This is a genomic window from Thiocystis violacea, from assembly GCF_016583575.1.
Lineage (GTDB): Bacteria > Pseudomonadota > Gammaproteobacteria > Chromatiales > Chromatiaceae > Thiocystis > Thiocystis violacea.
Genome location: NZ_NRRG01000048.1, coordinates 11,442 through 37,941 on the forward strand (window position 1 = coordinate 11,442; position 26,500 = coordinate 37,941).

Consider the following 26,500-nt stretch of genomic DNA (forward strand, 5'->3'; position numbering starts at 1 on the left):
TCGTTTGACGAATCGAGCACGAATCCGAAGGGACTAACCCGTCCCCTGAACCACGGAGGTAGGCATCGGCAGGGGACGAAACACCCGACCATTGCCGTGCAGGAAACGATTGAAAAACTCGAACAGCACCAGCCGCGTGGTCTGAATGGACACGACCAGTCCCTCAAGCGCGATCACCAGCAGATTGCCCAGGATCATGATGACCAGCCAGGCCCAGGGCGGCGCCGTGTCCGCCACGGCGCTGATCGCCGCCGAGAGACTGGCGTGGGCCAGGGCGAAGGCGCCGACGCGGGCGAAGGAGATGGTATTGACGAAGAGCTGCAGACCCGATTCGGCCAGATGTCCGATCGCGGCCAGGGTGCCCAGCAGGTCGCGATGGACCAGAAAGGCGCCGGTCAGATACCAGAGGAGCCCCAGGATCGGCAACCAGGCCGGACCATCGGCGACGAACCAAGGGATCAGACCCAGATAGAGCACCAGGAATCCCAGATCCTGCATCAGCCAGTGCCGGAGATCGCCACGCCAGCGCGCGCCCACTCCGGCGAGCATCTGGCCCAGGCTCAGCAGACCCACGGCGACCAGCAGCGGAACCAGCAGGATGCCGATCGGGTCGTGCAGGGGACTAACCCAGAGCGCCGGCAGGATGTCCTCGCGTGCGAAGAGGCTGCCCTGAAGCAGGCCGAACAGCATCGCCGATGCGCCACCCCAGACCAGCAGGCCGGCCAGGGGCAGACGTGGACGCAGCCAGAGACCGAGGCCCAACAGCACCGCCCCCTGCCCCAGGTCGCCGAACATATAGCCGAACAGCAAGGGCACCAGGATGGCCAGCAGCGGGGTCGGATCCACTTCATCGGAACCCGGCACCCCGAGGGCGCGCGCGAAGATCTCGAAGGGGCGCATCCAGGGCGGATTCCAAAGCACCTGGGGCACGCGCTTGCCGCGCGGCGGCGGGGCCAGGCGCAGGAGGGCGCGCGCTCGGGTCCGGTCCAGTGTCGCGTTCAGGCTCGTGCCACCCAGATCATGGGTCCAGCCGGTGATCCAGACCAGATTCGCGCTGGCCGGCTCCAGACAGCCCACATGGCGCACGAACCAGCTCAGGGTAGAGACCTTGCCGAGCGAGACGCCGAGATCATATTCGTCGAAAAGCGTATCCAGCTCCGCCTGGAGATGAACCACGCGGGTGGCTAGAAAGGTCCGGCGGGCGCGGATCCGGCCCAGTGAGTCGCGCGCGTCGCCCTTCAGCCAGGCCGGCCGCTCGATGAGACGGCCCTTGACCGACTGGACCAGCCGCTTGGCCTCGTCGAGACGCTCGCGCGGTCCGAGGATCATGACGCAGCGCTCCTTCTCCCAGGGAATCTGGCGCAACAGCATGGCGTCCGGCAGTGGCCACCGAGCCTCCAGCGGGAGCACGGCGCAGAAGGTTCCGAGGATGGGACCGCTGCGCGCGACGGCGCCAAAATCCAACTCAGTGTCGATCAGCGTTTCGATCACCTGGGCCAGCCATTTGAGCCTGAGCAATTCCTCCTCGCAGGATTGCAGCAGGTCGATCAGCGGATCGGCCTCGACACGCCAGGCCGCGATCCGCGCCATGGCACGCTCCAGGACCGCCTCGGGTGGCTCGATCAGGACCGAATGACGCCAGATTCCGCGCTCCCAGTAACGGCCGTAGCGGGGATAGAGCGACTCATGGACGGCGAGCGGCTCGGCTAGATGGGCGAGCGGGAAATCCGCCTCGCGCCGGTCGTGCCGCTCGATCTCGATCGCCCCGGTACGCGCCAACTCGGCCAGGATCCGCACGCTCTCGGCCCGCGGACAGAGGATCTCGAACCAGCGCGTGGAAAGGGGACGGAACATCAGCCGGTCGGCTCCTGACCGAAGAGCGCCCGACGGATCAACTCGCCGCGCAGCCGCTCAAGATCCAGGAACACCAGACCCAGATAGGCGAAGACGGCGACGGCCGTCAGCGGCTGGCGACGGAAACCCAGACGCAGCCGCTCGCGCAGGGCGCGACGCCGGTCCCAGGCGGTCTCGGGGCTGGCCGCGCGGAAGGCGGCGAGATGTTGCCCGACCAGCGCGATCAAGGCGTCCAGGTGGTCGCGGGACTCCTGTCCAGTGGACGGCCAGCGGGCAATCCAACCCGCCAACCAGCGCCCGCCGATCCCCTCCCCGTCCTGCGCGACCTCGCCACCGATCGATGCCAGGAATCGATCGAGGACATCCATCGGCTGGGAAGCCTTCCGGTCCCGATCCCCCCGTCGCTCCCCGAACCGACCATCCGGGCCGGCGACATCGCCGCCGGGAAAGGCGCCGGCCGCGTAGTCACCGAGCCAATCCGGCCGGGGTTCGCCGCGCGCCAGGTGCTCGATCAGCGGAAGCCAGGGCAACCAGGCCAGCCAGAGCACCGCCGCGCGCCAGGGCTCCGGAACCCAATCCGCGACCTGCTCGATCCGTTCCCCGGCCAGCCCGCGCAATCCCCGCTCCAGATCAGGCACCTGGCTGTGCGCCGAGAAGCCCTTGATCCAGGGTCCGAGCACCCCGCCGCGGGCCTCTTCAAGAAAAGCCGAGAGTGTGCGGGCCGCCGCCAGGCGTTCCCAATCCGCCTCGCTGGGCAATTGGGCCAGACGCGCCTGCATCCGCGCCTGAGCGTAGCCGAACCCGACACCATCGATCACGATCCGTCCCCCCCGGTGCCGGAATCCGCGCCCGGCGCGGTCAGGCCGATGATCTCGTCCGCGAGGGCGGCGACCGCGCGCTCCAGGCGCGCGAGCGCGCGCCCGTCCGGGTCGCCGCCGGCCTCGGCGGTACGCGGCAGCGAGCCAAGCGCCCGCTCGACGCTGGCATCCGCCAGCCGATGCGCCTTCAGAAGGCGCGCATCGGTCCGCTCCCCGATACGACGCGCGCGTTCCTCGGCCGTCTTGATCAGACTGGCGGCTTCAAGACGGCAGGCGTCGATCCGCTCGCGAGCCCTAGCCTCCGCCTCCAGAACCCGATTGAAGGCCAGATCGCCGGGCGCCGTGCCGTTGGACTCGTTGCTGGTCATGGGCTCCACATCCACGGGATGGATTCAAAATGATGGTAGAACCCAGGCCCGTTTGTTCAACTGACCTGGCGCAAGCGCCCTGGGGATGCCGGGCACCTTTTCGCGAGACATCCCCAGCGCGGTATCGGTCGGTCATGCGATCGGTATAAACTGACGCGCTTGGCGCGCCCGCCCCAACCTCGATGGAGGCGCGGGCGCGCCCCAGATACCCTTCCCCAACCCCGATCGCGTTCGGGGAGACAGGGGAGACGCGAGGCGCCGACGGCGCGATTTTCACGGTAACGGCTATGGATGACACCCTCAAACGATTGCTCGACGCCGAGATGCGCGCCGAACGGCTGGCCAAGCAGGCCGAGGAGGAGCAGGACAGCACCATCCAGCACGCCATGGACGACGCCAAGGTGGAGAACGATCGCTTCACCGCCCGCATCCCGGACCTGCACCGGGCCTTCATCGCCAAGGCGGAGGAACGCGCCGAGCAGAACATCGCCGAGCTGCGCCGCCGTTACGACGAGCGTCACATCCAGTTGCGCGACCAGGCCGAGCAGCGCGAGGACGAGGCCCTGGAGGCCGCGTTCCAGATCCTGATCGGTCCCGAGCGTTGAGCGATGCGACTCGCCTTCCACCGTCAGTGCGCCGTGACCCGCCATGAGTAGCGCCGATCAAGCCTATCTGAATACCCGCGTGTCCATGATGTCGCTGCGCCTGCTGGCGCCCGAGGCGATCGGACCGATCGCGCGGATGCCGCTCCCGGCCCTCGCCGAGCGCTTCGGCCTCGGCGCGCTGCTCGACGAGCCGTCCTCGATCACCACCCGTCGGCGCGTCCTTGAGCAAGGCTTGACCCAGGTTCTCCTGGCGGAAATGCAGCTGCTGATGCGCCCCATGAGCGCGGCCCATCGACAACTGGTCCTGGCCTGGGGACGCAAGTTCGCGCTCTACAACCTCAAGACGCTGCTTCGCGGCAAGCTGTACGCGCTCGACCAGAAGGAGATCCGCGAGCATCTGTTCGATCTGCCCGACTTCATGCGTCTGCCCAGCGAGTTGTTCCGGGCCGAGAACGTGCTGGAACTCCTGCGACAACTGGAGGCCGGCCCCTACCGCCAGATCGCCCGTCAGGCCCGCGAGGTCTACGAGCAGCAGCGCGAGCCCTTCGCCCTGGAGGCGGCGGTCGATCAGCGCTACTACGCCGAGATCGTCCACCAGATCATGGGCTTCGACGTCAACCACCTGGATTCGCTGCGCCGTCTTCTGGGCGCGGAGCTGGACCGCGTGGCACTGCTCTGGCTCCTGCGTTTCCGGTTCTCCTATCATCTCTCGCCCTCCGAAACCTACTATCGACTGGTTCCCTCGATGCGTTTGCTGACGCGCGAACGGTTGCTGAATCTCGTCAATCTGGAGAGTCTCCGGCAGGTCATCGACGCCCTGCCGGAGCCGCTGAACGCCCTCCTGGCCAAGTGCGAGACCATCGCCGAGGTGCAGCCGCACCTCGTCAGCCACACCCAGGGCGAGCTGCGCTGGATCCTGCATCAGAGTCAGTCCGCCGTGGCGCGCGCCCTGGCCTATCTGATGCTGCGCGAGTCCGATCTGATGCTCCTGTTCGCGGTGGCGCAGGGCCGGCTGTTGCAGTTCCCGGAGCGGACCATCGAGGTCGCCCTGGACCTGATCGAGGCGCACCCGGCCAGAGCGGACGCGCGGGCGGCATGAGCGGGACGCATGAGGCGCCGGCTTCCACATTTCACGCCCAGCGAGTGATACCGCGATGCTAAGGTCCGTGCCGATGAAACACGTCCGCCTGCTGGTTCTCACCGAGAACCTGCCCCAGGCGTCCCTGGCCCTGGCCGAGACCGAGAGCTTTCACCCGGACACCCGAGCACCCGAGGAAATCCGGCTCGACGCCATGCCCGGCCGCGACTATCGCGAGATCTTCAACCAGGCCCAATCGCGCCTGGCCAAGATCACGCGACTCATCCCGGTCGATGGGGAGCCCCGGATCGACGAGGTCCGGGTGGTCGAGTTCGCGGAGCTGGGCGCCCTGAACGACTGGCTCGGCGAGTTGTGGGGGGAGGTCTCCAGCTACGAGGAGGATTTCCGCCGTCTCGACGACAGCGAGCGGCTGACCAAGGAACAGCAGGCGTCGCTGGCCAATTTCGCCCATCTGAACATCGATCTCGGGCTGCTTCGCGGCAAGACCCGCTTCCTGAATTTCCACGTCGGCCTGGTCCCGCGCGAGAATCTGCGCCAACTGGAGGACGCCGCCCGACTGGCCGATTATCTTCTGCATGTCTACATGCACGAGGGCGAGAACGCCCATGTCGTGGTCGTGGGTCCGACCGGCGATCAGGAGGCCCAGATCGCCTCGGTGCTCGCCGCCGCCGGCTTCCAGAACCTCCCGATTCCACAGGGACTCGATCGCGAGCCCGAGGCGCTGTACCGCGATCTCGCCGAGCAGCGTCTGTCGATCGAGGAGCAGCGCCAGTCCCTCCAGGAGACCCTGGAGCGCTGGGGCCAGCCCTTCCATGAGCGTCTGCTGAACGCCCGCAAGACCCTGATGCTGGCCGAGCCGCTGGTCGCCCTTGACCCCTCGCTGCACAGCGCCGGGCATCTCGCCCATCTGGTCGGCTGGGTTCCCGCGCGCGCCGTGGCGGCCCTGGACCAGCGTCTGCGCGAGTCCTTGAACCTGCCATTCGACCTGCTGGTACGCGACCCGCGACCCGATGAGCGCCGCCTGGTGCCCACGGTGCCGGTGAAAAGCCGCTGGCTCACCCCCTTCGCCATGCTCGTCCATCAGTACGGCATCCCCTCCTATGGCGAGGTCGATCCGACCCCACTGTTCGCGGTCACCTTCCTGCTGATGTTCGGGATGATGTTCGGCGACCTGGGTCATGGCGGCGTGATCGCGCTGGCCGCCTGGCTGGCCAGGGACAAGCTGCCCAAGTTCTATCTGTTCGGCGTCTTCGCGGGGATTTCCTCGATGGGCTTCGGGCTGCTGTTCGGCAGTCTCTTCGGCTACGAGGAGATCCTGCCCGCGCTCTGGATGTCGCCGCTGCACGATCCGATCCTCATGCTCAAGGTCGCGCTGGGCTGGGGCATCGCCTTCATCGTCATCGCCTGTCTGCTCGGCATCTACAACCGGCTCGCGATCGGCGATCGGGTGGGCGCGGTCTTCGAGCGCCACGGACTGGTCAATCTGCTCTTCTACCTGGCCTTCCTCTGGGGTGGCTATGGTCTGGCGACGTCCGGGGGCTTCGGCGCCCTGCCCGCCGCGCTGGCGGTCGGCTCGCTGCTCGCGCTCGCCGCCTTCCAATGGCGTCACCTGAGCGCGCCCACCGGGGAAAAGATCCTGGTGGTCGTGATCGAGACGCTCGACACCGTCATCGTCTATCTCTCGAACACCCTGTCCTTCCTGCGCGTCGCCGCCTTCAGCCTGAACCACGTCGCCCTGGCGCTGGCCGTCTTCACCCTGGCCGACATGATGGGCGCCTTCGGGCATCTGGTCACCATCCTGCTCGGCAATGTCTTCATCCTCGTGCTGGAGGGCGGAATCGTCATGATTCAGGTGATGCGGCTGCAATACTACGAAGGCTTCTCGCGCTATTTTTCCGGCGACGGACATCAATTCCTGCCCTTGCGCCTGCGTCGAGGATCGGCGTCCTCCTGACGTCGGCGCGGCTGTCCGGGCAACGACAACACATCAACCCCAAGGAGCATTCCATGTACTGGCTCGTCGCACTCATGTCCCTGGCCATTGTCGGCCTGATCGTCTCCGGCATCCTGCTGGAGATCCGCCCCACCCTCGCCACGCGGATCCGCCCCTGGTACAAGCCGGCGATGGGCACCCAACTGGTCGTCTTCGTCGGCGCCCAGTTCGGGCTTCTCCTGCTCGGGATCTCGGACGTCATGGCGGCGGTCGAACCCGCGGCCAGCGGGGCGATCGAGATGTCGACCGGCATGGGCCTGGCCATCCTCGGCGTCGGCATCCCCACCGGACTCTCGACCATCGGCGCCGGCATCGCCGTGGGTCCGATCGGCGCCGCCTCGCTGGCCGCCGTGATGGAGCGCCCCGAGGCGCTGGGCCGCACCCTGATCTTTCTCGGCCTGGCCGAGGGTATCGCCATCTACGGTCTGGTCATGAGTATCCTGTTGCTCAACCGACTCGGCTGAACGCCCACGATGGAGACCCCAAGCGAACAGGGCCATCCGACCCGCCTGCTGTTCCTCGGCGAGGAAAGTCTGGCGGACGGTTTTCGGCTGATCGGCTTCGAGACCCATCCGAACCCGGCGCCCGAGGAGGTGGACCGGATTCTGCGAAACCTCCAGCGTAATCAGGAGCGGGCGCTCGTGATCGTGGATGACGCGGTGATGGGCGCGGATATTCCCAACCTGAAGCGTGTGCGGCGCGAGGGTGGACGCATCCTGGTCATCGCGGTGCCCCGGTTGAGCGAATCTCCGGTGCTCGCGAGCGAGGTCGCGGACCGACTGGCCACCCTGTTCGGACAGGCCACCCTTCGATCCGACCAGCCCGAGGAGCGGCAGCGAACGTGAATCAAGTAGACGAACTGGAGCGGGCCATTCTGGCCAGGGCCGAGCGACTGGCGACGCAGTACCGTGAGCGTGCCGGCCGCAGCCGCGACAACATCCTGCGCGAGGCGGCCGAGCGGCTGCGACTGCGCGAGGCACGCGAGGAAGGCATCGCCAAGTCGCTCGGCGAACGGACCTTCCGTCAGCGGGTCCAGGCCAGCGAGCTCAAGATGCAGACCCATCTCGATCGGGTGCGCTGGAATCTGGTGCAGGACGTGGAGCGCCACCTCACCGAGCGCATGCGCGCCTTCGTGGCGGACGAGCGGGCCTATGACGCCTGGCTCGACGGACTCATCCTGTCCGCGGCCGAGCTGATCGAGTCGCCGCATCTGCGCGTCGAGGCCAACGCCTCGGATCAACGGCGGCTGCACGCGCGCTGGGATCGCCTGAGCGATGAGATGCCCGACGGCAAGGCGGCCACCCTGGCCCCGCCCGCCGCCGCGATCGACACCCTCGGCGGGGTGCTGATCACGAGCAACGATCGGCTGATCCGTATCGACCACACCTTCGAGGGACGACTCGCGCGTCTGCGACCCCGGATCCAGCAGGCCATCCTGGAGCGCCTGCTACCGGGCGGATTCGAGACCGGCAACCTCTTTACCGGATGAAACCATGAGCGAAGCAAACAGAACCGGCGTCATCCGCGACATCAATGGCCCCATCGTCACCGTCGACCTGCCCGGCGCCCGAAGCGGGGAACAGGTCAAGATCGGCGACCTCGGACTCTTCGGCGAGGTCATCTCGCTGCGCGGTCAACGCGCGGTGGTCCAGACTTACGAACCGACCGACGGCGTCCGGCCGGGCGAACCCGTCGTGGGACTGGGCTGGCCGCTGTCCGTGGAGCTTGGCCCCGGACTCCTCGGCGGCATCTTCGACGGCGTGCAGCGGCCACTGTCGAAAATTGCCCTGGAATCGGGCGATTACATCCGTCGCGGCATCCAGGTCGCGGCGCTCGACCGCGCCAAGCAGTGGGAGTTCACACCCAACAAGACGCTTGAGCCGGGCGCCCGCGTCGGCGTCGGGACCGTGCTCGGCACGGTTCAGGAGACCCTGACCATCGAGCATCGGATCCTGGCGCCGCCGGGCATCGAGGGTGAGTTGCAGGAGATCGCGCCGGCCGGCGATTACGACATCGAATCCACCATCGCCCGCGTGCGCGACCATAAGGGCGTGAGTCATCGTCTCGGCATGTATCACCGCTGGCCGGTGCGCAAGCCGCGCCCCTACCTGCGGCGCGACGACGGCGTCCTGCCGCTGATCACCGGTCAGCGCGTCATCGACACCTTCTTCCCCCAGATCAAGGGCGGCAAGGGCGCGGTCCCTGGCCCCTTCGGTGCCGGCAAGACCGTGGTCCAGCAACAGATCGCGCGCTGGTCGAACGCCGACATCGTCATCTACGTGGGTTGCGGCGAGCGCGGCAACGAGCTGGTCGACGTGCTCGAAACCTTCCCGCAACTCGACGACCCCTACTCCGGGCGCAAGCTCATGGAGCGCACCCTGCTGGTCGCCAACACCTCCAACATGCCGGTGGTGGCGCGCGAGGCGTCGATCTATGTCGGCATCACCATGGCCGAGTACTACCGCGACATGGGCTACGACGTGGTCATGCTCGCCGACTCCACCAGCCGCTGGGCCGAGGCCCTGCGCGAGGTCTCCGGGCGGCTCGGCCAGATGCCGGTCGAGGAAGGCTACCCCGCCTATCTCGCCTCCCGTCTCGCCGCCGTCTACGAGCGCGCCGGCCGGGTCGAGACCTTCGACTCAGGCTCCGGCTCCGTGACCCTCATCGGCGCCGTATCGCCCCCTGGCGGCGACTTTTCCGAACCCGTCACCAGTCACACCAAGGACATCATCGAAACCTTCTGGGCCTTGTCGAAGGAACTGGCCGACGCCCGACACTATCCCTCGATCGACTGGGTCACCAGTTTCTCGGGGCACGTCCACACCGCCGCCGAATGGTGGCACAAGGAAGTCGACCCGGACTGGTCCAAGCGCCGCGCCGCCGCGCTCGCCCTCCTCTCCCGCGACGCCGAACTCTCGCGCATCGTCAACCTGGTCGGCCCCGAAGCCCTCTCCGACGCCCAGCGCTGGGAGCTGGAAGGCGCCTCGCTGGTCAAGGAAGGCGTCCTCCAGCAAAGCGCGCTCGACGAGATCGACACCTTCTGCTCCCCCGCGAAGCAATACGCCCTGCTCGATCTCGCCATCACCATCTACAAACGCGGCGAAGCTCTCATCAAACTCGGCGTACCCGTCACCGAACTGCAACGCCTCCCCCTGCTCGCCAAGATGCGACGCATCAAGTCCATGTATTCCAGCGAGCAACTCGACCAGTTCCAGGCGTTTCGCAAGGAGGTTGACCAAGCGATGGAAGCCATTCGGATCGACTACGCCAAACAGGGAGAGCTGGCGCGGGAGTCTTAGGGCGTGTCATCCATTGTCTTCATAGTGGGATCGTCCTCCTGGCCACCGCTCCAAGGCTCGGATCGACGCGCGCGACGTTGATGTCGCGCGGCATCCTCTTAGGGGCGAATTCATTCGCCCCTACAACCCGGCATTCGGCTCCAGGAATAGAAGGATCCTTGGTCTCCGCGTTCGTTCCTCACAACGAGAATTGATGACACACCCTGTCTGTTCTTAATTCTGTCCAATTCCAGAGTTTTCGGTCGGGTAAGGACTTTCCCGGAAATCGCCTGAAACCTCCGGCCATTCCTGGAGCGTATCGATGAAGCTCCGCTCCTCGCCATCGAGCACCAGAGAGGTCAGACAGCCGGTCGCGAAGGCGCCGGTGTCGATTCCGATTCGATTGGTTCGGATATCCGGCTCGTCCTGGATGTGATGACCATGAACGACGAACAGCGGATAAAGCTTCGTATAGCGCAGAAAATCCTCCCTGATCCACAAGAGATCATCGAGACTCTGGGCCTCGATCGGCACATCCGGCCGAATCCCGGCATGGACGAACAGATAATCACCGAATCGGCGATGGATCTCCAGCCGTTCGAGGAACAGAAGATGAGTCTCGGGCATCGCCATGGACAGCTCGCGCGCCATTCGCTTCAGCGCTCCAGGCGCCCCGGATGAGGTCGCGCCGACGCCATAGGAACCCAGGGTCGCGAGCCCACCATAGGTCAGCCAGTTCGAGAACGACTCCGGGTTCCGCATGAAACCCAGTAACGCCTGTTCGTGGTTCCCCAACAGATGGAAGGAATCGAATCCGACGAGCGGTCGCATGCAAAGCTGCTCCAGCACCTCGCGGCTTTCGGATCCTCGATCGACATAATCCCCCAGGTAGATGACGACCCAGCGCTTTCCAGGATGGCGCTCGGCATCGGCGCGAATCCGATCCTGAAGGAGACGCAGAAGATCGCAACGGCCATGGATGTCCCCAATGGCATAGATGCGCATCCCGTCCGGTGTGCATGGAGGGGGTGAGTCGGCGGAGAAAGCCGCGCGACGTCGCTTCAGGAAACCTAGCATGGGGTCGTCCGCTCCAATCGATGACTCATTCGCTCGAATCGCTCGATCGATGACACCTGGCCAGCATCGCCCACTCCTCGCGACCGCCCTTGTTATTGAGGTGGTTGAGCAGGCTCAGGACAACCTGCTTGCCGAAGCGCCGACCGATCTCGTCCATCAGGATCGTCTCGGTCTCCTCGAACGAGCGGCCATCGCGAAAGGCCCTGGGACTCAAGAGGGCGACGAACGAATTGGCGAGCGCCACCGCCTGCGCGGACGGCAGGATCGCCTCCCCCTCCAGCCCATTCGGACGGCCGCTGCCATCGACCCATTCGTTGATTTGAGACAGGGTCTGGAGCACCGGACCATCGAACTCGATGTCCTTGAGCAGATTGGGTCCGTCGTCCAGGGCTTCACGCACCAGGCGCGCCTCCGGCTCGGTCAGGCTCCCCTGCTTGGTCAGCAGGGATCTTGGAACGCGGATCTTGCCGATATTGACCAGGCGGGCCGCCTGTTCGGTCGTCTCGATCAGAACCGGGTCGAGCCCCATGTCCTCGGCGATCCGCCGCGCGACCAGCGCCACATACCTCGATTGATGCACCGAATCCGGATCGCGCTCGTCCACCAGTCCCACCAGCGTCTCGATCAGTTGGCGCGTGTTGTGTTCGCGTCGGGCGCGTTCGCGAGCCAGATCGGTCAGATCCTCGATCGACGTCAACACGGTGCGCGAGCGATCCGCCGGCGCCTCGAGCGGGCCGTGGTGAGAGCGCCAGATCCGTTCCTGGCCGGCATCGTCGCGGAAACGCGAAATCTCGACCCTGGCCACCCCGGTATTCAGGACATCCCGGTTGATCGCGTTGTAAACCAGACCCTTATCATGCCCCAGCACGCTAACCAGCGAACGACCCGCCAACTCCTCCCTGGGAATACCGCTGACCTCGGCGGTACGCCGGTTCGCGAACGTGAGTCTGTCCGAGGCATCGGTGATCAGAATGGGGTGCGGCTGACTGTCGGTCACGATCCTCAGGAAATGCGACAGGGCCTCGAAGCGCTCGGACGAGCGGCGATACTCACGCGCCGCCTCCTCCGCCCGCAGCGAGGTCGCGTAACGCCAGACCGCGACCAGCATCGCCGCGAACAGCCCCACCAGGGCCGTCATCCCAATCACCAGGGCCGCGCGCCGGGCATCGCTCGCGGCGAGCGCCTCGGCGCGGGCGATACGATGCACCAGCACCCAGGGGGTTCCATCGACGCGGCGGCTCACCGCGAATGACTCACCGGCCGAATAATCCCGCCCCTCATGGAAGCGGCCGGGATCGTTCAAGGCGGCCACGTCGATCAGTCCCTCCGTGTTGACCGCCAGTCGCTTCGCCAAGGGCGCGCTCCCATCAAGCAGGGGCGACAGATACTCGATCATGTTGCCCGATCGGCGGATCAGATAGGCTTCGGCCGTCCTCGCCGTGGCGCCGGGTTGCTTGAGCGCGGCGAAAAACCGCGTATCGACCGGTCGCAGACCCAGAACGCACGCGATCAGGCTGGAGGACGGTTCCTCGTCCCGCTGCCCCAGGACCGGGACAACGAACCCCAGGGTCGGCTGTTGGCTCGCCCCAGGGTGGAGATCCAGGAATCCGCGCTCGGTCGGCGGCGTTTCACGCAGAAACCCCGCCAAACGCCCCTGCAAGGGCGGCAGGCCGCTCGTGGCGACGATCAGCCCACCCTCGGTATCGACCAGCGCCAGCCCAGCGATACCGAGCGGCTTCACATTGGCCGGTACCCTGGCCGTCTCGGCGTCCGTGAGAAATCCCGAACGTTCCGCCGTGACCGTCAGCAGGGTGCGCAGATATTCGATCCGCGCCGGATCCTCCTCGAACGGCTCTCCCGCCCCGCTCATGGAAATCACGGAGGTATAAAGCTGAAGCGATTGATTCCGCGCCAAACCGGAAAGCACATCGTATTGAGCCCGCAACCAGTCGCCCAGGGCCTCTGTGCGACTGTCGGCCACGATGTTCATCTGTGTTTGCAGAATCTGGAGATCGCGCCCTTTCTCGGCCTCCGAGAACCGGAAGATACCGTAGAATCCCAGGCACAAAATGAGTGCAAGCCCCGCGATCGCGATCTGGATCTGTCTATTCAAGATTTCCGACTCCCTGAGTCCACGGGTGAGTGCTAGGTCATCCGGACGGCTACCAAGCCCCTCGCGGCGCTATCATATCAACCCACGCGGCCTTACCCGCTGACCACGACTCGTCCGCGACCGAGCCAGGCGCCAGTTCCTAGCATCGCCCGATTAGAGCATCCATCGCAATCGCCATTCATGCCTGCCGAATTTGCCAAGCGCTTCCGCCACCGGCTCCTGCCGGCTCTCGCCGTGGCGCTCCTGGTCGCCTGGCCAATGATCGCCGGACCGGCCGACGCCAGCGCCGGGACTTGGCGGACATTCGGACAGACGGGCAAGCTCTTCACGAACTTCAAGCCCATCCCCCAGTGGAGCACTCTCCTGAAACGCTATCAGGAGGAGGAAGAGCGCAACACCGGATGCCGCGCGGGCAAGCGCGGAAACTGCCCGTACACTGAATGGCGGGCCATGATCGAACGACTCCAGGGCCAGGACCGACGCACGCAAGTCGATGAAATCAATCGTTTCGCCAACAACTGGCGCTATGTCACCGACCCCATCAACTGGGGGGTCGAGGACTACTGGTCGACACCCGGCGAGTTTTTCGCCAAGGCCGGGGACTGCGAGGATTACGCCATCGTCAAATTCATGAGCCTGCGGGCGCTGGGTTTTCGCAACGACGAGGTCAGACTGGTCGCCGTCATGGATCTGAATCTGGATGTCGGGCATGCCGTCGCCCTCGTGAACCTCGGCGGACGAATCCTGCTGCTGGACAACCAAATCAAAAAAGTCATCGACGCCGACTCGGTGCGGCACTACAAGCCCGTGTTCTCGGCGAACGAGAACGCCTGGTGGCTATACAAGTGAGGCTCGCGGCGCTCTTGCGCCAATGCCCTGTGGGCGAGCGGATCGGCGGTCTCGATGACTCCGGGTGAGGGCATCCAAAAAAGACCCGACGGCATCGGCAATACCTGTCTGGCAACGCCTGTGTAGTGTGTATAATCCCGCTTGTAAAGTACCGAATCACGCTTGGCTTTGGGCATTCGAACTAGACCAGGGAGTTACGAACAATGAATACACGATCGATCGCAGCATCACTAGCCATGGCCTTGCTGGTCGCGATGCCGACCTTCGTCCAGGCCGTCGGGAACGGGGCGACCACCTCCACACTTACGCAAGTTCAGATCAAGCAGGCCGCCGATAAGGGAACCCTGGAACAGCTCTTGGCCGAATCGCTCGGCGAGAACCCGACCCAGGAACAGTTGACGGCCCTATCGGCGCTCTTGGAGGCACTTGCCGAGTCCGACCCGGCCGTCGCCGCGAAGGCCGCGATGGCCCTCGCCTCCGCCGCCTCGGATCTTGCCGCCGCTCATCCTGAAACCGCCATTGCGCTGGCGAACATCGCTCAAGACACCATCGGCATTCCCGCCGTGACCGCCGCGGCCCCCGAGAGCGTCGGCGCCGCGCTGGTCGCGCTGACCGAAGCGGTCACGCTGGCGTCGCGCTCCGCCGAAGCCAAGGGGATTACCCTAGCCGGCCTCCAGGGACTGCGGGATGAGATCGCCGACCTGGCCGCGGATCCGCTCGTCACCTCGGCGACCCCGGATATCGGTCAGCGGATCACGGAGTCGGCCAGTCTCGCGAACGCACAAGCGGATCTTGCCGGTTTCGCCACCGCCGCTGGCGGGGATACCGGCGCTGGCGGGGATGCCGGGGGCGTCCCATCGGCGACGGCCGGGGACAGCCCCGGCGGAAGTAATTTCACCTCCTTCACTTCCAGCAGTGGCGGTGGCGGCGGCACTCCAACCGACACCACCACCGACGCCAGCCCGACAACCTTGTAGCCGGTTACCCATGCCCGAGCCTTCCCTGGCTACAGGGGCCAGTACATCGGGGTTATCCTCAACGAGCCACTTTCGGTCACTCTAACCGAAAGTGGCTCGCCGGCAGGTCAGAAGACACTTGACTAGACGAGTTGGCGATTCTCGGTTTGCCCCCTTGCCATTGGCGATGGATTTCCGGAAATCGCGCTGGACACCTTACTCATAAGTACGCGATGCCTTGCCAATACCTGGCAATCAAATCGTTCGCACAGCTAATTAGGAGATTTTTCTCGTGAATCCATGGATCCTGTCGTGCGCGATCGCGGCGCCTTTCTGCTGGAGCGGTTCGGCCCTGGCTCAAGACCCCATGTCCAATCGGAGCGCTGGCGAGAAAGAGGCCATCGACTACTCCAAGCGTGTTTCCCAGCGCGGAATCGAAACCTACGACAGGATGACGACCCGGCTGGGGAGTTGGATTCTTACCCCAGGACTCGAGATCGAGGGGGTCTACCAAAGCAACGTCTATGCAACCGAAACCGATGAAGAAAGCGATTTCATCACCATCCTCAAGCCTCGCGTTCAACTGAGTTCGGATTGGTCCGTCCACAAGGTCAACCTGGAACTCGGAGCCGATATCGGATTTTACGCGGATTTCACGGACGAGAATTTCGAGGATTATCATTTCTCCAACGACAATCGGTTCGAGATCGTTCGCGGTACCAACCTGATCACGGATTTCCTCTACCGCAGCGCCCATGAAGCCCGCAGTTCTCCCGATAATCTGTCCTCGACCGTCGAGCCCCTCACCTATGAGCTCCTCACCGGAACGCTCGGACTGGAGCGGGATCTAGCCAAGCTCGGGCTGCGTGTCGATGTGAAGGCATCGAGCCTCGCCTACGACGACAGCCGATCCATCACCGGCCGAACCATCGACAACTCTTTTCGCGACTATACGACTATCGATGGCGGTATCCGACTGTCCTATAAGCCCATTCCCAAGACCGAAGCCTATTTGAGCAGCCGCCTGCTAGAGACCAGCTACGACGACTCGACTTCCAATGGTGGACCCGACCGTGACAGTTGGGGATACGAATTCAAACTCGGGGCCAAGAAAAGCCTGGATGAGCTCTGGTCCATCGATGCCTACCTGGGTTACGCGCCCAGTTTCTTCGATGATGATTCACTGGAAGACGTCACCGGCGGACGCGCCCTCATCATTGGGAGCAGCGTGCTTTGGAGCCCGACAGCACTGACATCCGTCGTCGGCGATCTGAGGAGAGCCACCTATCAAACCACCGAGTCGGGGGCTTCCGCCGTTGTCAATACCTCGCTCTCGATGCGGGTCGAACACAAGCTCACGCAATCGCTGCTGCTCGACGGCTCGCTCGGATACAGCTACGCCGATTATTACGGATCGTCCAGGGAAGATGACAACTACAACATTGGTTTCGGCGTGCAATATTACATGACGCGGCTGGTCAGTGTGCGGACCGCCTATGAATACAATGAACGCGATAGTTCGCAGGACGGTTCCAGCTACAAGGACAACGTGGCTTCCCTGCAGCTTCGGCTGAACTATTGATGAATCCCGGCCTCGCCGATCGAAACGGACATCGACCGGCAAGTTCCAGCAACTATCGGAAACACAGATGCGGTTAATCGTTTCACTCTTGGCCTTCCTCTTCATCGCGACTTCCGCGCTTCCGCGGACGGCTTCGGCCGATAGCGAAGGGTATAAATTGGGACCAGGCGATAAAATCCGGGTCACCGTTTTTGGCGAGCCTTATCTCTCCGGCGAATTCAACGTCAACGCTAATGGAACCGTGTCGCTACCCTTGATCGAGCCAGTTCCGGTAGCTGGAATAACACTTTCGGAGACCGAGGGGCTTATCAAACAGAAGCTGGCCGCCGGCTTCATGGAGGATCCAAAGGTCAGCGTCGACATCCTCAGCTATCGTCCCTTCTTCATCATGGGAGAGGTCAGCAATCCCGGCAGCTTCCCTTACATGGCCGACATGACCGTCCTGCATGCCGTCGCGGTCGCCGGAGGCTTCACACCGCGCGCCGCGAAGAAAAAGATCTTCATTCAGCGCGGCACTCAGTCGGCGATACCGGCGCAAAACAACACGGTCGTGCAGCCGGGCGATATCATTACCGTCGAGGAGCGTTTTTTCTAATTTTTCAACGCTTCATGGCCATTTAAGCCCTTCGTAGTGGACCCTCCGGCCATCACCTCGCGACCGTTTCGGGTCGCATGCGCGGGAAGAGGAGAACGTCGCGGATGGAGGCGGAGTCGGTGAAGAGCATCGCTAGTACAGCAGCGCCGAAGTCTTGCTAATGGCGGGTGGGTTAAGCGAAGCGAATCCACCGGCAAGCCGTTACAGAGACTTGAGCGCCGTTGTACTCGCTGCTCTTTGGTGGGGTGATGGGTTTCGCTGTGCTCTGCCCATCCTACGGTTTGGAGCGCTTCCCATCGTTCCGACCACTTGGCATCGAGCCGTTTCCGGGATCGCCGAGCGCCACTCGGCGATCCCATGATGATCAATTCGGTTCGAGATGCCGAAGATTGTCCCTCGGCGTTACCGATGACCGAAACGATGACCAAGGCCGATATTTCGATAATGGAGTGAAGTAGACTTGAATGACGGCGCCCCACCCTTACCAATCCTCTATCCGGCCGGCCAGCAACGGATTTCCCAATACCAACCCCCCGTCGCCGACGATGAGGCGGACCTCATCGATATCAAGGAACTGCTGAGAACACTCTGGCGGCGTCGCGGCGTCATCATAGGCTCGGTGCTCTTCCTCACCAGTCTGGCCCTGCTGTTTACGCTCCAGCTCACACCCCGCTATACGGCCTCGGCCCTCCTCACCCTGCAAACCCGCAGCGAGGCCGTCGTCGATATCCAAGCGGTCATGTCCGGGCTGAGCGCCGATTCGAGCGTCATCCGGACCGAACTGGACGTCATTTCCTCGCGCAGACTGGTGGGGAAACTGGTCGACAAACTCAAACTGACCCAGGATCCGGAGTTCAATCCCGCGCTGCGCGAGGAAAACCCGCTCGCGCTCTCGCTCGATCCCAGGACCTATCTCTCCCAGGAATGGCTGATCGCGCTTGGCCTGGCCACGGAAGACGAGGAGATTCTGACCGAGGAAGAGCGCGCGGCCCTGGAACAGGCCGCCGTCGTGGACAACGTCACCGAGACGCTGACCGTCTCCAACCCCAAGCTTTCCTATACGATCCAGATCTCATTCGAATCCGAAAATGGAAAGAAGGCCGCGCGGCTCGCCAACACGCTCGCCGAGCTCTATCTCACCGACCAGCTCGAGGCGAAATTCGAGGCGACCCAGCGCGCCACCGATTGGCTGAGTGAGCGCATCGGAGACCTCAAGGGCCGGGTGGTCACGGCGGATAGCGCCGTGCAGGCGTTCCGCGAGCGGCATGCCATCGTCCAGTCCGGCAACCAGGGCACCGTCGGCGAGCAGCAACTCGCCGAGCTGAACGTCCAGCTCATCACCGCGCGCACCGATCTGGCCGAGGCGGAGGCGCGCTACAACCAGGTCAAGGCGCTCGCGGATCGCCGCGGCAATGCCGCCTCATTGGGCGAGGTGCTGAAATCTCCCTTGATTCAGAAACTCGGCGAACAAGAGGCGGAAGTGCGACGCAAGCAGGCCGAGATCGCGAAACGTTACGGCCCGCGCCATCCCGACACACTCAGCATCAATTCGGAGCTGGCGGATATCCGAGGCAAGATCGCCGAGGAGGTCAACAAGGTCATGGAGAGCGTGGGAAGCGACGTTCGGGTCGCGCGGGCGCGCGTCACGACCCTGGCCCAAAGCCTCGAGGGTCTGAAATCCGAGACTCAGGAAGTCGACAAGGCGCGCGTCCAACTCCGTGAACTGGAGCGCGAAGCCGAATCCGGGCGTGTGCTCCTGGAAACCTTCCTGTCCCGCTTCAAGGAGACCTCGAACCAGGAAAACCTCCAGCAAGCGGACGTTCGCATCATCTCCAACGCCGAGACCCCCGCCGAGGCCTCCTTTCCAAAGAAAAAGCTCATTCTGGCGGTCGCCTTGGTGTTATCGCTCATGGTCGGCCTCGGACTCGCCTTCCTCCTGGAGGCCCTGGACCACGGCTACCGGGCGCTCGAGCACATTCAGCGCGCGCACAAGCTCGCCGGCCTCGGGATGGTGCCAAAGCTGACCAGCCTCAAACTGCGCGGATCCAAACCCTTCGACTATGCCCTCAAGAAACCGACCTCGGCCTATTCGGAGTCCTTGAGGTCGGTCTACACCTCGCTCATGTTCGGACATCCGGGGGACAGCAAACCCCGATCGATTCTGGTGACCTCCTCGCTGCCGGGCGAGGGCAAGACCACCTTTTGCCTGAGCCTCGCCAGACTCCTGGCCAGGGCGGGCAATCAGCGGATCCTCCTGATCGAATGCGACCTGCGGCGAGCCAATGTCGGCAAGGCCATCGTCGAGCCCGATCATTCGTCGCCTCCGCTGGCCCGATACCTGGCGCGCGACACGCCAGCCTGGGAAGACTGTCTGGTCACGGACAAGCCGTCCGGACTGGACATGATCCTGGCCGGCGGAAAATCGGACAACCCCCAGACACTGCTCCAATCGGAGCGGATGCGCACCCTGCTCAGCGAGGCGTCCGAACGCTACGATCTCATCCTGCTGGACGCGCCACCCCTGCTCGCGGTCTCGGACGCCATCATTCTGAGCCACCTCGCCGACGTCACCCTCTTTGTCGTCAAGTGGGAGTCGACCGCCAGGGAAGCGGTCGCCAACGCGCTCGATCTCCTGCGCAAGGCCGGAGCCCCATTGAGTGGCGTCGTACTGACACAGGTCGACGTCAAGAAACACGCCTATTACGGATACGGCGATTACGCCTCCTACTATGGCCGCTATGGCGATTATTACGCGAACTGAAGCAACCGCCCGGAGGGACGCCGGTTCCAGGATCTGGACGACCAGGGATAGCGTCCTGGCCCTGACCCTAACCTTGATCGCGCTCCTGCTCGCCTGGTCGGCGGGGCGAGGACTGCTCAAGGAACTGGTCCGCGTTCCCCCCAACCGTTATTTCGAGATGCACGACGAGCGCTTGCGGAGCGAGGCGGACGAGGGCCGAGCGCTCCGCAAGGCGCTGGAGCTATACGCCCACATGCCAGGCTGGACGCGCGGACCGACCGAACTCAGACGGCTGGGTTTTCTCTCGCTCCAGCAGGCCCAGGGTGACAAACGCGAGGGTCGCGCGGATGCGTCGACGCTCGCCGATGACAGCGAATCCGCCTTGAAGGTCAGCGCGCGGAGCGAGCCCCTTCATCCCCTGACCTGGGCCTATCTGGCGGATCTCGAACTCGGAATTCGCGACAACCCGACACAAGCCTTTCGATACCTCAAGACCTCCTACGAGGTCGCGCCCATCGCGGCCGACATCCGGCTCTACCGACTGCGACTGGCCCTGCGATGCCGAACCCTCTGGGATCTGGATTTCTTCCGGATGATGCGCGAAGACATCCAGGCGCTCTTTTCCGAGGCCGGCTCGAATATGAACAGAAAACCCTTCGTTCAAGCCATTCGACCCTATCCACCGCTGGTCGCCTTCGTCGAAACCCTGTTGAAGGACGACGCAAGCGCGCTTGAAACCTATCGCAAGGCACTCAAGGCGAAATGACGACGAACACCCCGACCAGTGCCGCGACGGGAGAGCGCTCCGCGCCCATGCGCGGCCCCTCCTTCTGGATCCTGGTATTCATTCTCGTATTCAGCCCGCTGCCGCTGGCCAGCGTGGGACCAGTCTGGTCCCATCTCTACAGCCTGTTGGTCGCGACCGGACTGATCGCCTACCTCTGGCAACGCTGGCACCAAGGTCGCGCCCTGCCCGGCCTCGCCTGGCCAATGTCGAGCGCGGGCGGACTCATCGGCCTGGTGGCCCTCTGGGGGTATCTACAGGCGGTTCCGGGGTTGTTCGCGACCTGGGCGCATCCGCTCTGGGTGGCGACGGCCGCGAGTCTGCAAGAGCCAGGGCTCCTGGGCACGCTCTCCCTGGCTCCGGATCGCTCCGTCTTCGTCGCCACCAACCTGCTCACCTATCTCGGATTCGGCCTGCTGCTGCTGTGGCATACCCGACGGCAGCGCAATACCGAACTCCTGCTCAAGATTTTTCTCGGCACCCAGGCGGCCTGCGCCATCTATGGTCTCACCATCTATTTTTCCGGTTTCGAGACCATTCTCTGGTTTGATAAGACCTCCTATCGCGGCGTTCTCACCAGCACCTTCGTCAACCGCAACAGCTATGCCACCTACGCCGGCCTGGGCATCCTGACGGCCCTGGTCCTGGTGCTGCGCTTCCTACGTCACACCCTATCCACCGAAAAGAGCGATCGGACCAAGGCGCGGGAATTCCTGGAATCCCTGACCTCCAGCGGCTGGCTGCCGCCCATGATTCTGCTGCTGTGCTTCTCGGCGGTGCTCCTGACGCAATCGCGGATGGGCCTGACCGCCGTTCTCGTCGCCGCGACCGTCCTCCTGATCGGCTGGACGACCCGACTGCGGGCCGGGCAAGCCCGCACCCTGGGCACGATCCTCGTGGCCCTATTACTGACGCTGCTCGTGGTGAACTTCGTGCTGAGCGGCGGCCTCACCATGGACCGCTTTACCCGGCTGTTCGAGAATGGCGATTTACGTTTCCTGGCCTATCCACTGATGCTCGACGCCATCGCCGAGCGCCCTTGGACGGGCTACGGCCTCGGCGCCTTCGAGAGCGCCTTCCGACTTGTCAGCGACGAGACCATCACGGCCCATTTCGACCGAGGCCACAGCGACTATCTGGAACTGATCATGGATGTCGGCTGGCCGGCCGCCATGGCCGTCTTTCTCGCCTTTCTGCTCCTGCTTCTGGTCGCCTGGCGCCTGAGCCGTCGTCGAAGCGAGTTCGAATTCGCCCTGCTGTCATTCGCCGCGACGGTGCAGATCGGCATCCATTCCGCCGTCGATTTCAGCATGCAGATACCGGCGGTCGTGTTTGCCTATCTGCTCCTGGCGCTGGCCGGTATCGGAACCTTCAGCCATACACGCCGGGATGCGACGATCAGTCCCGAAAGCCAGGTAGCCGCCTTTAGCCGATCCTGACGCTGGTCAGCGGAAACCGCTCGTTGAGCGCCCGCTGAAGCGCGAGCTTGGCCCGTGTCTCGCCGTGGACCAGGATGACCTCGCGAGGCTTGACGCGCATGCGCCCGATGAAGTTGATCAGATCCTTCTGGTCGGCATGGGCCGAGTAGCCACCGAGGCTATGCACGGCGGCGCGGATGTCATAACGCTGGCCGTCGAGGTCGACATAGCCCCCGCGTGGGCCGTACTGCTGAATCGCACGGCCCGGCGTGCCGGCGGCCTGATAGCCGACGAAGAGGATGTCGTGCCGCGGATCGCCCAGCATCGCCTTGAGATAATTGACGATGCGCCCGCCCGAACACATACCGCTGGCGGCGATGACGATGACCGGTCGAGCGCTGCGCGCGAGGTAATCGACCGTGCGCAGATGGGTCGCGTGGTCGTCGATGGTCAACATCTGCTCGAAATCGAGCGGATGACGGCCGGCGCCGAGCCGGCGTCGCGCCTCGCCATCCCAATGGGCGCGCAGTCGGGCGTAGCCGGCGGTGAAATCGGCCGCGAGCGGCGAGTCGAGGATGATCTCGACCTCCTCCCAGGTACGCCCGGCGGCGAGACGGCGCTGGCGATGCTGGTGGATGATGGTCTCCAGCTCATAGAGCAATTCCTGGGTGCGACCGATGCTGAAGGCCGGAATCAGCAGCGCCCCGCCATTGCCGAAGGCATGCTCGACGATGGCTCGCAACCGCTGTCGGCGATCGCGCCGGTCCTCGTGTTCGCGGTCGCCATAGGTGCTTTCCAGCACCACCAGATCCGCGGCATAAGGCGACTTGGGCGCGGGCAGCAGCGGCGTGTAGGGCGCGCCCAGGTCGCCGGAGAACAGGACGCGGGTGCGCGTCGCGCCCTGGCGCAGCTCGCATTGCACGTAGGCGGAGCCGAGGATGTGGCCCGCGGGCTGCAAGCGCACGCGCAGACCGGGATCGCCCTCGACCACGGAATGCCAGCGACCATAGGGGAGCGCCACCAGGCGCGAGCGCAGCAGACCCAGCACGCCCTCGATGAGCTTGGTATCGCGCGTGACGCCGACCTTCAGGGCATCCTCCAGCACCAGCGGCAGCAACTCCGCCGACGCCTCGCTACAGAGGATCGGACCGCGAAAGCCGGCCGCCAGCAGATAGGGCAGGCGTCCAACGTGGTCGATGTGTACATGCGTGAGGATGAGCGCCCGCACCGGTTCGACCGGAAACTCGATCTGGAGCCGGTCGCGGCCGGCCCCGTCGGCGGAGGTCTCCGCGCCCTGGAAGAGCCCGCAGTCGATCAGGACGGATTGGCCGTCGCCGAGCCGCAGTTCATGGCAGGAGCCGGTCACGCCATCGACGGCACCGTGGTGGATGATGAGATCGCTGGACATCGGTAGGGATCGCTCCTCATGGTCGCAAGATGGAGCGATTGTAATACACGATTCGGCTAGACATTCTGGAATCGCTCCCGCGCTCCCCTATCCAGGCCACCCGCCGCCGCCACAGCGGTAGGATGGGCAGAGCGCCGCGATGCCCATCCTGTACGCTCCGAGGCTCAAGTCGAGTAGGGTACGCATCGCGTACCGAATCCTCCTCTTCCAGGCTTTGCCTGGCGCAATACGCGAGGCATGCTTACGGGACTGGTTTTCCCTATGCTATTGTTTGCAATGACCCGATGAGCCCCTGAGAGGAAGTCCATGAGTACCACCGCCGAAGAAGTCTGGGAGTTATTGCGCGATTTGATCCAGACGCAGCGCACGAACGCCGAGCAATTCCAGGAAACCGACCGCCGATTCCAGGAAACCGACCGCCAGATCAAGGAACTCAGCAAGAGCACCGACCGCCAACTGAAGGAACTCGGCAAACAGATTGGCGGCCTGGGCGAGAAGTTCGGCAGTTTCACCGAAGGGCTGGCCCTACCCTCGATGGAGCGGGTGTTGCGCGAACGCTTCGGCATGGAGGTCATCAGCCCCAGCGTGCGCGTCAGCAAAGGCGGAAGACATCTGGAAATCGATACCCTGTCCTACGCCAATGGCGAACTCAATACCGCCTACGTGGTGGAGGTCAAAAGCCACCTGCGCGAAGAGGGCATCAGCCAACTGCGCACCCTGCTCGAACAGTTTCGCGACTTTTTTCCCGAGCATCGCGACAAACGCCTCTTCGGGATCCTGGCCGTGGTGGACGCCTCCCCCGCGCTGCGCGAACGAGCCTTACGCGAAGGCTTCTATGTCGCCCGAATCCACGATTCCGTGTTCGAACTCGATGTGCCCGAGGGGTTTCAGCCCAAGGCGTTCTGACCCGAGGCCGAGGCACTACCCGCTTCTGGAATCCGACGTGCCATGAGCAACCGCCTCTGCATCCCGCCGTGCAGGCACCGAGATTCAGATGAAGTTTGTATCTTGAGCCTCGGAGCGTACAGGATGGGCATCGCGGCACTTTGCCCATCCTACGATTCCGCATCCCGCCGCGCAGGCGCCGAGATTCAGATAAAGCTTATATCTTGAGCTTCGGAGCTTAGAGGATGGGTTTCTCTTTGCTCTACCCATCCACGATTCTGGCATGTTGATTGGCTCATGAGGATCCGTGCAATGGGAGACCTGACCCCGCCCCCCTCTCCCACGAGCCGCCGATACGATGAGGATTGCTGAATGATCATACCCAATCTGTACGAGCACGACATCCATGCCTGGACACAGCAGACCGCGGATCTGCTCAGGCAACGCCGATTCCAGGAGTTGGATATCGAGCACTTGGTCGAGGAGTTGGAAACCATGGGACGTCGTGATCGCCAGGAGTTGGTCAGTCGGCTGAAGATCCTGTTGGGGCATCTGCTCAAATGGCAGTACCAGCCGACTCATCGCTCCAGTTCCTGGCGCGGTTCCATCCTAGAGCAACGGCTGCGCATCCGGGATTTGCTAGAGGACTGCCCCAGCCTCAAACCCTTTCTGGCCGAGGCGGCCACGGCGGCTTACGGCGATGGCGTGAAGCTGGCGAGCAAGGAAACCGGTTTACCGCTGGCGCAGTTTCCCGAGACCTTGCCGTATGCGCTGGATCCCTTGCAGGATGACGATTGGTGGCCCGAGGGCGCTTGATCTCCCTCGGCTCATCACTGAGTGCGCGCAGCGTATCGCGGGGGAGGAAGCAATGAGCGCGCGTTGGCCAAATGTGCGCCGTTCGCGTCAGCCAGTCGCTCAAGACGGCTCAAATCGTGACGACCGATGAAGTGCTCACTAAGTTTTCAAACCACCAATGACGGGTGCGACCATAACCGATGCTTGGCTGGGAAACCCCGGCCACGGTGTCTGATGTCGACGATCAGGAAATCGCGTCGATATCGCCTTCAACCGCCCCGTTCACCCCAACCTACCGATAATGGCCGATACGCATCAGTTTTGGTCGCACCTACCAATGACAGGCATTTCTCACAAGAGGGCTTTTCCTGATCCGCTGCGCGAGGATGTGCCATGGGAGACCCGACCCTGAATCCTCGACCCTGAATCCTCCCCCTACCTACCTGATGGGAACTGAACCATGCAAGCCATCGAATTCGAAGCCATCGCCCAGCACCACACGCTGCGACTTCCGGACCAAGTGCCTGATGGTGTCAGGCTGCGTGTCCTGGTACTCATGGAGGAAGGGAGTCACAACGCCCTTACGGAGAAACCACCAGTCGACAGACCCCGTCGCCAGCCTTCCCCGATGCTCGCCGGCACGGTGGTCATGCAGGACGATCTGCTCGCGCCCGCCGCGCCAGAAGACGACTGGAGCGCGTTACAGTGATCCTCCTGGATACCCACATCTGGGTGCGCTGGGTGGATCCGAGCGCCAACCCCCTGCCATCCGGGCTGGCGGAACAGATCGAAACGGCCGACCGGCTGGCGGTCAGCGCGGTCACCTGTTGGGAAGTCGCCTGGCTCGTCCGGCGAGGTCGACTGGCGTTCGGATTGAGCCTGGCGGATTGGCTCGATCAGGCGCTGGCGGGATCCGACGTCATCTGTCTGCCGATCGACCGGCGGATCGCCGTCCGCGCCGCCAACCTTCCGGAGCATCACCGCGACCCCGCCGATCGTCTGATTATCGCCACCGCCATTGAGCAGCGAGCGCGGTTGATCAGTCTGGACAGCGCTTTTCCAGCCTACTTTGAATCACCTGGCACGCTGATTGGCTCATGAGGATCCGTGCAGTGGGAGACCTGCCCCCCCGGGAGCCCCTCGCCCCAGCGGGGAGAGCAACTGTGTTTCAGGTCAAGCGGTTTTCCCATGAGCAGGATCCCAGTGCGCCTGATCGCGCAGCATGGCGTTGACGATGGTGAGGAGCTTGCGCATGCACGCCACGAGGGCCACCTTGGCGACCT

24 protein-coding genes and 1 pseudogene are annotated in these 26,500 nt (G+C 64.0%); 18 read left to right on the forward strand and 7 right to left on the reverse strand.

Annotated elements, in window-relative coordinates:
• Positions 1–33: 33 nt before the first annotated feature.
• From CKO27_RS18700 to CKO27_RS18710, 3 genes are read right to left on the reverse strand one after another with little or no spacing between them, the layout of a single operon-like run.
• Positions 34–1,854, reverse strand: coding sequence for a V-type ATP synthase subunit I (locus CKO27_RS18700; RefSeq protein ID WP_200376441.1), 1,821 nt, complete (start codon positions 1,852–1,854; stop codon positions 34–36).
• Entirely contained in the window at positions 1,854–2,672 is an 819-nt protein-coding gene (locus CKO27_RS18705) for a hypothetical protein (RefSeq protein ID WP_200376442.1), read from the reverse strand. Before CKO27_RS18705 ends, CKO27_RS18700 begins: the two co-directional genes overlap by 1 nt.
• Positions 2,669–3,040, reverse strand: a complete 372-nt coding sequence (locus CKO27_RS18710) for a hypothetical protein (RefSeq protein ID WP_200376443.1) — start codon at positions 3,038–3,040, stop codon at positions 2,669–2,671. Before CKO27_RS18710 ends, CKO27_RS18705 begins: the two co-directional genes overlap by 4 nt.
• Positions 3,041–3,327: 287 nt before the next feature.
• Here CKO27_RS18710 and CKO27_RS18715 point away from each other — a divergent pair, with 287 nt between their 5' ends.
• From CKO27_RS18715 to CKO27_RS18745, 7 genes are all read left to right on the forward strand, one after another.
• Positions 3,328–3,645, forward strand: coding sequence for an ATPase (locus CKO27_RS18715; protein ID WP_200376444.1), 318 nt, complete (start codon positions 3,328–3,330; stop codon positions 3,643–3,645).
• Between the two features lie 43 nt (positions 3,646–3,688).
• Positions 3,689–4,744: a V0D/AC39 family V-type ATPase subunit gene (locus tag CKO27_RS18720; RefSeq protein WP_200376445.1), complete on the forward strand. Its 1,056-nt coding sequence runs from the start codon at positions 3,689–3,691 to the stop codon at positions 4,742–4,744.
• Between the two features lie 73 nt (positions 4,745–4,817).
• A complete protein-coding gene (locus tag CKO27_RS18725; RefSeq protein WP_242470992.1) occupies positions 4,818–6,698 on the forward strand; it encodes a V-type ATP synthase subunit I in 1,881 nt (626 codons plus the stop codon).
• A 53-nt stretch (positions 6,699–6,751) separates the two neighbouring features.
• Positions 6,752–7,201: an ATP synthase subunit C gene (locus CKO27_RS18730; RefSeq protein WP_200376447.1), complete on the forward strand. Its 450-nt coding sequence runs from the start codon at positions 6,752–6,754 to the stop codon at positions 7,199–7,201.
• 9 nt (positions 7,202–7,210) lie between these two features.
• Positions 7,211–7,582 (forward strand): V-type ATP synthase subunit F, encoded by a 372-nt coding sequence (locus CKO27_RS18735; protein ID WP_200376448.1) that lies wholly within the window; start codon positions 7,211–7,213, stop codon positions 7,580–7,582.
• Complete coding sequence (locus CKO27_RS18740; RefSeq protein WP_200376449.1) at positions 7,579–8,226, forward strand: V-type ATP synthase subunit E family protein; 648 nt, start codon at positions 7,579–7,581, stop codon at positions 8,224–8,226. Before CKO27_RS18735 ends, CKO27_RS18740 begins: the two co-directional genes overlap by 4 nt.
• A gap of 4 nt (positions 8,227–8,230) precedes the next feature.
• Positions 8,231–10,036, forward strand: a complete 1,806-nt coding sequence (locus CKO27_RS18745) for a V-type ATP synthase subunit A (protein WP_200376450.1) — start codon at positions 8,231–8,233, stop codon at positions 10,034–10,036.
• A 213-nt stretch (positions 10,037–10,249) separates the two neighbouring features.
• On the opposite strand, the gene CKO27_RS18750 is transcribed toward CKO27_RS18745, so the two are convergent.
• Both CKO27_RS18750 and CKO27_RS18755 read right to left on the reverse strand, forming a co-directional pair.
• A complete protein-coding gene (locus tag CKO27_RS18750) occupies positions 10,250–11,092 on the reverse strand; it encodes a metallophosphoesterase family protein (RefSeq protein WP_200376451.1) in 843 nt (280 codons plus the stop codon).
• A gap of 25 nt (positions 11,093–11,117) precedes the next feature.
• A complete protein-coding gene (locus CKO27_RS18755) occupies positions 11,118–13,205 on the reverse strand; it encodes an HD domain-containing phosphohydrolase (RefSeq protein ID WP_200376452.1) in 2,088 nt (695 codons plus the stop codon).
• Positions 13,206–13,385: 180 nt separating this feature from the next.
• Here CKO27_RS18755 and CKO27_RS18760 point away from each other — a divergent pair, with 180 nt between their 5' ends.
• From CKO27_RS18760 to CKO27_RS18790, 7 genes are all read left to right on the forward strand, one after another.
• On the forward strand, positions 13,386–14,054 hold the full coding sequence (locus CKO27_RS18760; RefSeq protein ID WP_200376453.1) for a transglutaminase-like cysteine peptidase: 669 nt from the start codon (positions 13,386–13,388) through the stop codon (positions 14,052–14,054).
• Positions 14,055–14,257: 203 nt separating this feature from the next.
• Complete coding sequence (locus CKO27_RS18765; protein ID WP_200376454.1) at positions 14,258–15,031, forward strand: hypothetical protein; 774 nt, start codon at positions 14,258–14,260, stop codon at positions 15,029–15,031.
• A gap of 271 nt (positions 15,032–15,302) precedes the next feature.
• Positions 15,303–16,592: an outer membrane beta-barrel protein gene (locus tag CKO27_RS18770; protein ID WP_200376455.1), complete on the forward strand. Its 1,290-nt coding sequence runs from the start codon at positions 15,303–15,305 to the stop codon at positions 16,590–16,592.
• An 88-nt stretch (positions 16,593–16,680) separates the two neighbouring features.
• Positions 16,681–17,187, forward strand: a complete 507-nt coding sequence (locus tag CKO27_RS18775; protein WP_200376456.1) for a polysaccharide biosynthesis/export family protein — start codon at positions 16,681–16,683, stop codon at positions 17,185–17,187.
• Between the two features lie 460 nt (positions 17,188–17,647).
• Positions 17,648–19,948: a GumC family protein gene (locus CKO27_RS18780; RefSeq protein WP_200376457.1), complete on the forward strand. Its 2,301-nt coding sequence runs from the start codon at positions 17,648–17,650 to the stop codon at positions 19,946–19,948.
• Positions 19,949–20,021: 73 nt separating this feature from the next.
• Complete coding sequence (locus tag CKO27_RS18785; RefSeq protein WP_200376458.1) at positions 20,022–20,693, forward strand: hypothetical protein; 672 nt, start codon at positions 20,022–20,024, stop codon at positions 20,691–20,693.
• Positions 20,690–22,150, forward strand: coding sequence for an O-antigen ligase family protein (locus tag CKO27_RS18790; protein WP_200376459.1), 1,461 nt, complete (start codon positions 20,690–20,692; stop codon positions 22,148–22,150). The genes CKO27_RS18785 and CKO27_RS18790 overlap by 4 nt, the downstream gene beginning before the upstream one ends.
• Here the strand turns inward: CKO27_RS18790 and CKO27_RS18795 are convergent.
• Positions 22,137–23,537, reverse strand: a complete 1,401-nt coding sequence (locus tag CKO27_RS18795; protein WP_200376460.1) for an MBL fold metallo-hydrolase RNA specificity domain-containing protein — start codon at positions 23,535–23,537, stop codon at positions 22,137–22,139. The two genes, CKO27_RS18790 and CKO27_RS18795, sit on opposite strands and share 14 nt — an antisense overlap.
• A 306-nt stretch (positions 23,538–23,843) precedes the next feature.
• Here CKO27_RS18795 and CKO27_RS18800 point away from each other — a divergent pair, with 306 nt between their 5' ends.
• From CKO27_RS18800 to CKO27_RS18815, 4 genes are all read left to right on the forward strand, one after another.
• Positions 23,844–24,443 (forward strand): DUF3782 domain-containing protein, encoded by a 600-nt coding sequence (locus tag CKO27_RS18800; protein WP_200376461.1) that lies wholly within the window; start codon positions 23,844–23,846, stop codon positions 24,441–24,443.
• 351 nt (positions 24,444–24,794) lie between these two features.
• Entirely contained in the window at positions 24,795–25,238 is a 444-nt protein-coding gene (locus CKO27_RS18805) for a DUF29 domain-containing protein (protein WP_200376462.1), read from the forward strand.
• A gap of 439 nt (positions 25,239–25,677) precedes the next feature.
• Complete coding sequence (locus CKO27_RS18810) at positions 25,678–25,926, forward strand: hypothetical protein (protein WP_200376463.1); 249 nt, start codon at positions 25,678–25,680, stop codon at positions 25,924–25,926.
• Complete coding sequence (locus CKO27_RS18815) at positions 25,923–26,318, forward strand: PIN domain-containing protein (RefSeq protein ID WP_200376464.1); 396 nt, start codon at positions 25,923–25,925, stop codon at positions 26,316–26,318. Before CKO27_RS18810 ends, CKO27_RS18815 begins: the two co-directional genes overlap by 4 nt.
• A gap of 72 nt (positions 26,319–26,390) precedes the next feature.
• On the opposite strand, the pseudogene CKO27_RS18820 reads toward CKO27_RS18815, so the two are convergent.
• Positions 26,391–26,500, reverse strand: a pseudogene (locus tag CKO27_RS18820) (IS110-like element ISSm3 family transposase); the annotation flags it as partial.

What these genes read in the sequence shown, in the direction of transcription:
- CKO27_RS18700 (WP_200376441.1), bottom strand. Translation starts at nt 1,854, where the DNA reads ATGTTCCGTCCCCTTTCCACGCGCTGGTTCGAGATCCTCTGTCCGCGG.
- CKO27_RS18710 (WP_200376443.1), bottom strand. Translation starts at nt 3,040, where the DNA reads ATGACCAGCAACGAGTCCAACGGCACGGCGCCCGGCGATCTGGCCTTC.
- CKO27_RS18715 (WP_200376444.1), top strand. Translation starts at nt 3,328, where the DNA reads ATGGATGACACCCTCAAACGATTGCTCGACGCCGAGATGCGCGCCGAA.
- CKO27_RS18720 (WP_200376445.1), top strand. Translation starts at nt 3,689, where the DNA reads ATGAGTAGCGCCGATCAAGCCTATCTGAATACCCGCGTGTCCATGATG.
- CKO27_RS18725 (WP_242470992.1), top strand. Translation starts at nt 4,818, where the DNA reads ATGAAACACGTCCGCCTGCTGGTTCTCACCGAGAACCTGCCCCAGGCG.
- CKO27_RS18730 (WP_200376447.1), top strand. Translation starts at nt 6,752, where the DNA reads ATGTACTGGCTCGTCGCACTCATGTCCCTGGCCATTGTCGGCCTGATC.
- CKO27_RS18735 (WP_200376448.1), top strand. Translation starts at nt 7,211, where the DNA reads ATGGAGACCCCAAGCGAACAGGGCCATCCGACCCGCCTGCTGTTCCTC.
- CKO27_RS18745 (WP_200376450.1), top strand. Translation starts at nt 8,231, where the DNA reads ATGAGCGAAGCAAACAGAACCGGCGTCATCCGCGACATCAATGGCCCC.
- CKO27_RS18750 (WP_200376451.1), bottom strand. Translation starts at nt 11,092, where the DNA reads ATGCTAGGTTTCCTGAAGCGACGTCGCGCGGCTTTCTCCGCCGACTCA.
- CKO27_RS18760 (WP_200376453.1), top strand. Translation starts at nt 13,386, where the DNA reads ATGCCTGCCGAATTTGCCAAGCGCTTCCGCCACCGGCTCCTGCCGGCT.
- CKO27_RS18765 (WP_200376454.1), top strand. Translation starts at nt 14,258, where the DNA reads ATGAATACACGATCGATCGCAGCATCACTAGCCATGGCCTTGCTGGTC.
- CKO27_RS18790 (WP_200376459.1), top strand. Translation starts at nt 20,690, where the DNA reads ATGACGACGAACACCCCGACCAGTGCCGCGACGGGAGAGCGCTCCGCG.
- CKO27_RS18795 (WP_200376460.1), bottom strand. Translation starts at nt 23,537, where the DNA reads ATGTCCAGCGATCTCATCATCCACCACGGTGCCGTCGATGGCGTGACC.
- CKO27_RS18800 (WP_200376461.1), top strand. Translation starts at nt 23,844, where the DNA reads ATGAGTACCACCGCCGAAGAAGTCTGGGAGTTATTGCGCGATTTGATC.
- CKO27_RS18805 (WP_200376462.1), top strand. Translation starts at nt 24,795, where the DNA reads ATGATCATACCCAATCTGTACGAGCACGACATCCATGCCTGGACACAG.
- CKO27_RS18810 (WP_200376463.1), top strand. Translation starts at nt 25,678, where the DNA reads ATGCAAGCCATCGAATTCGAAGCCATCGCCCAGCACCACACGCTGCGA.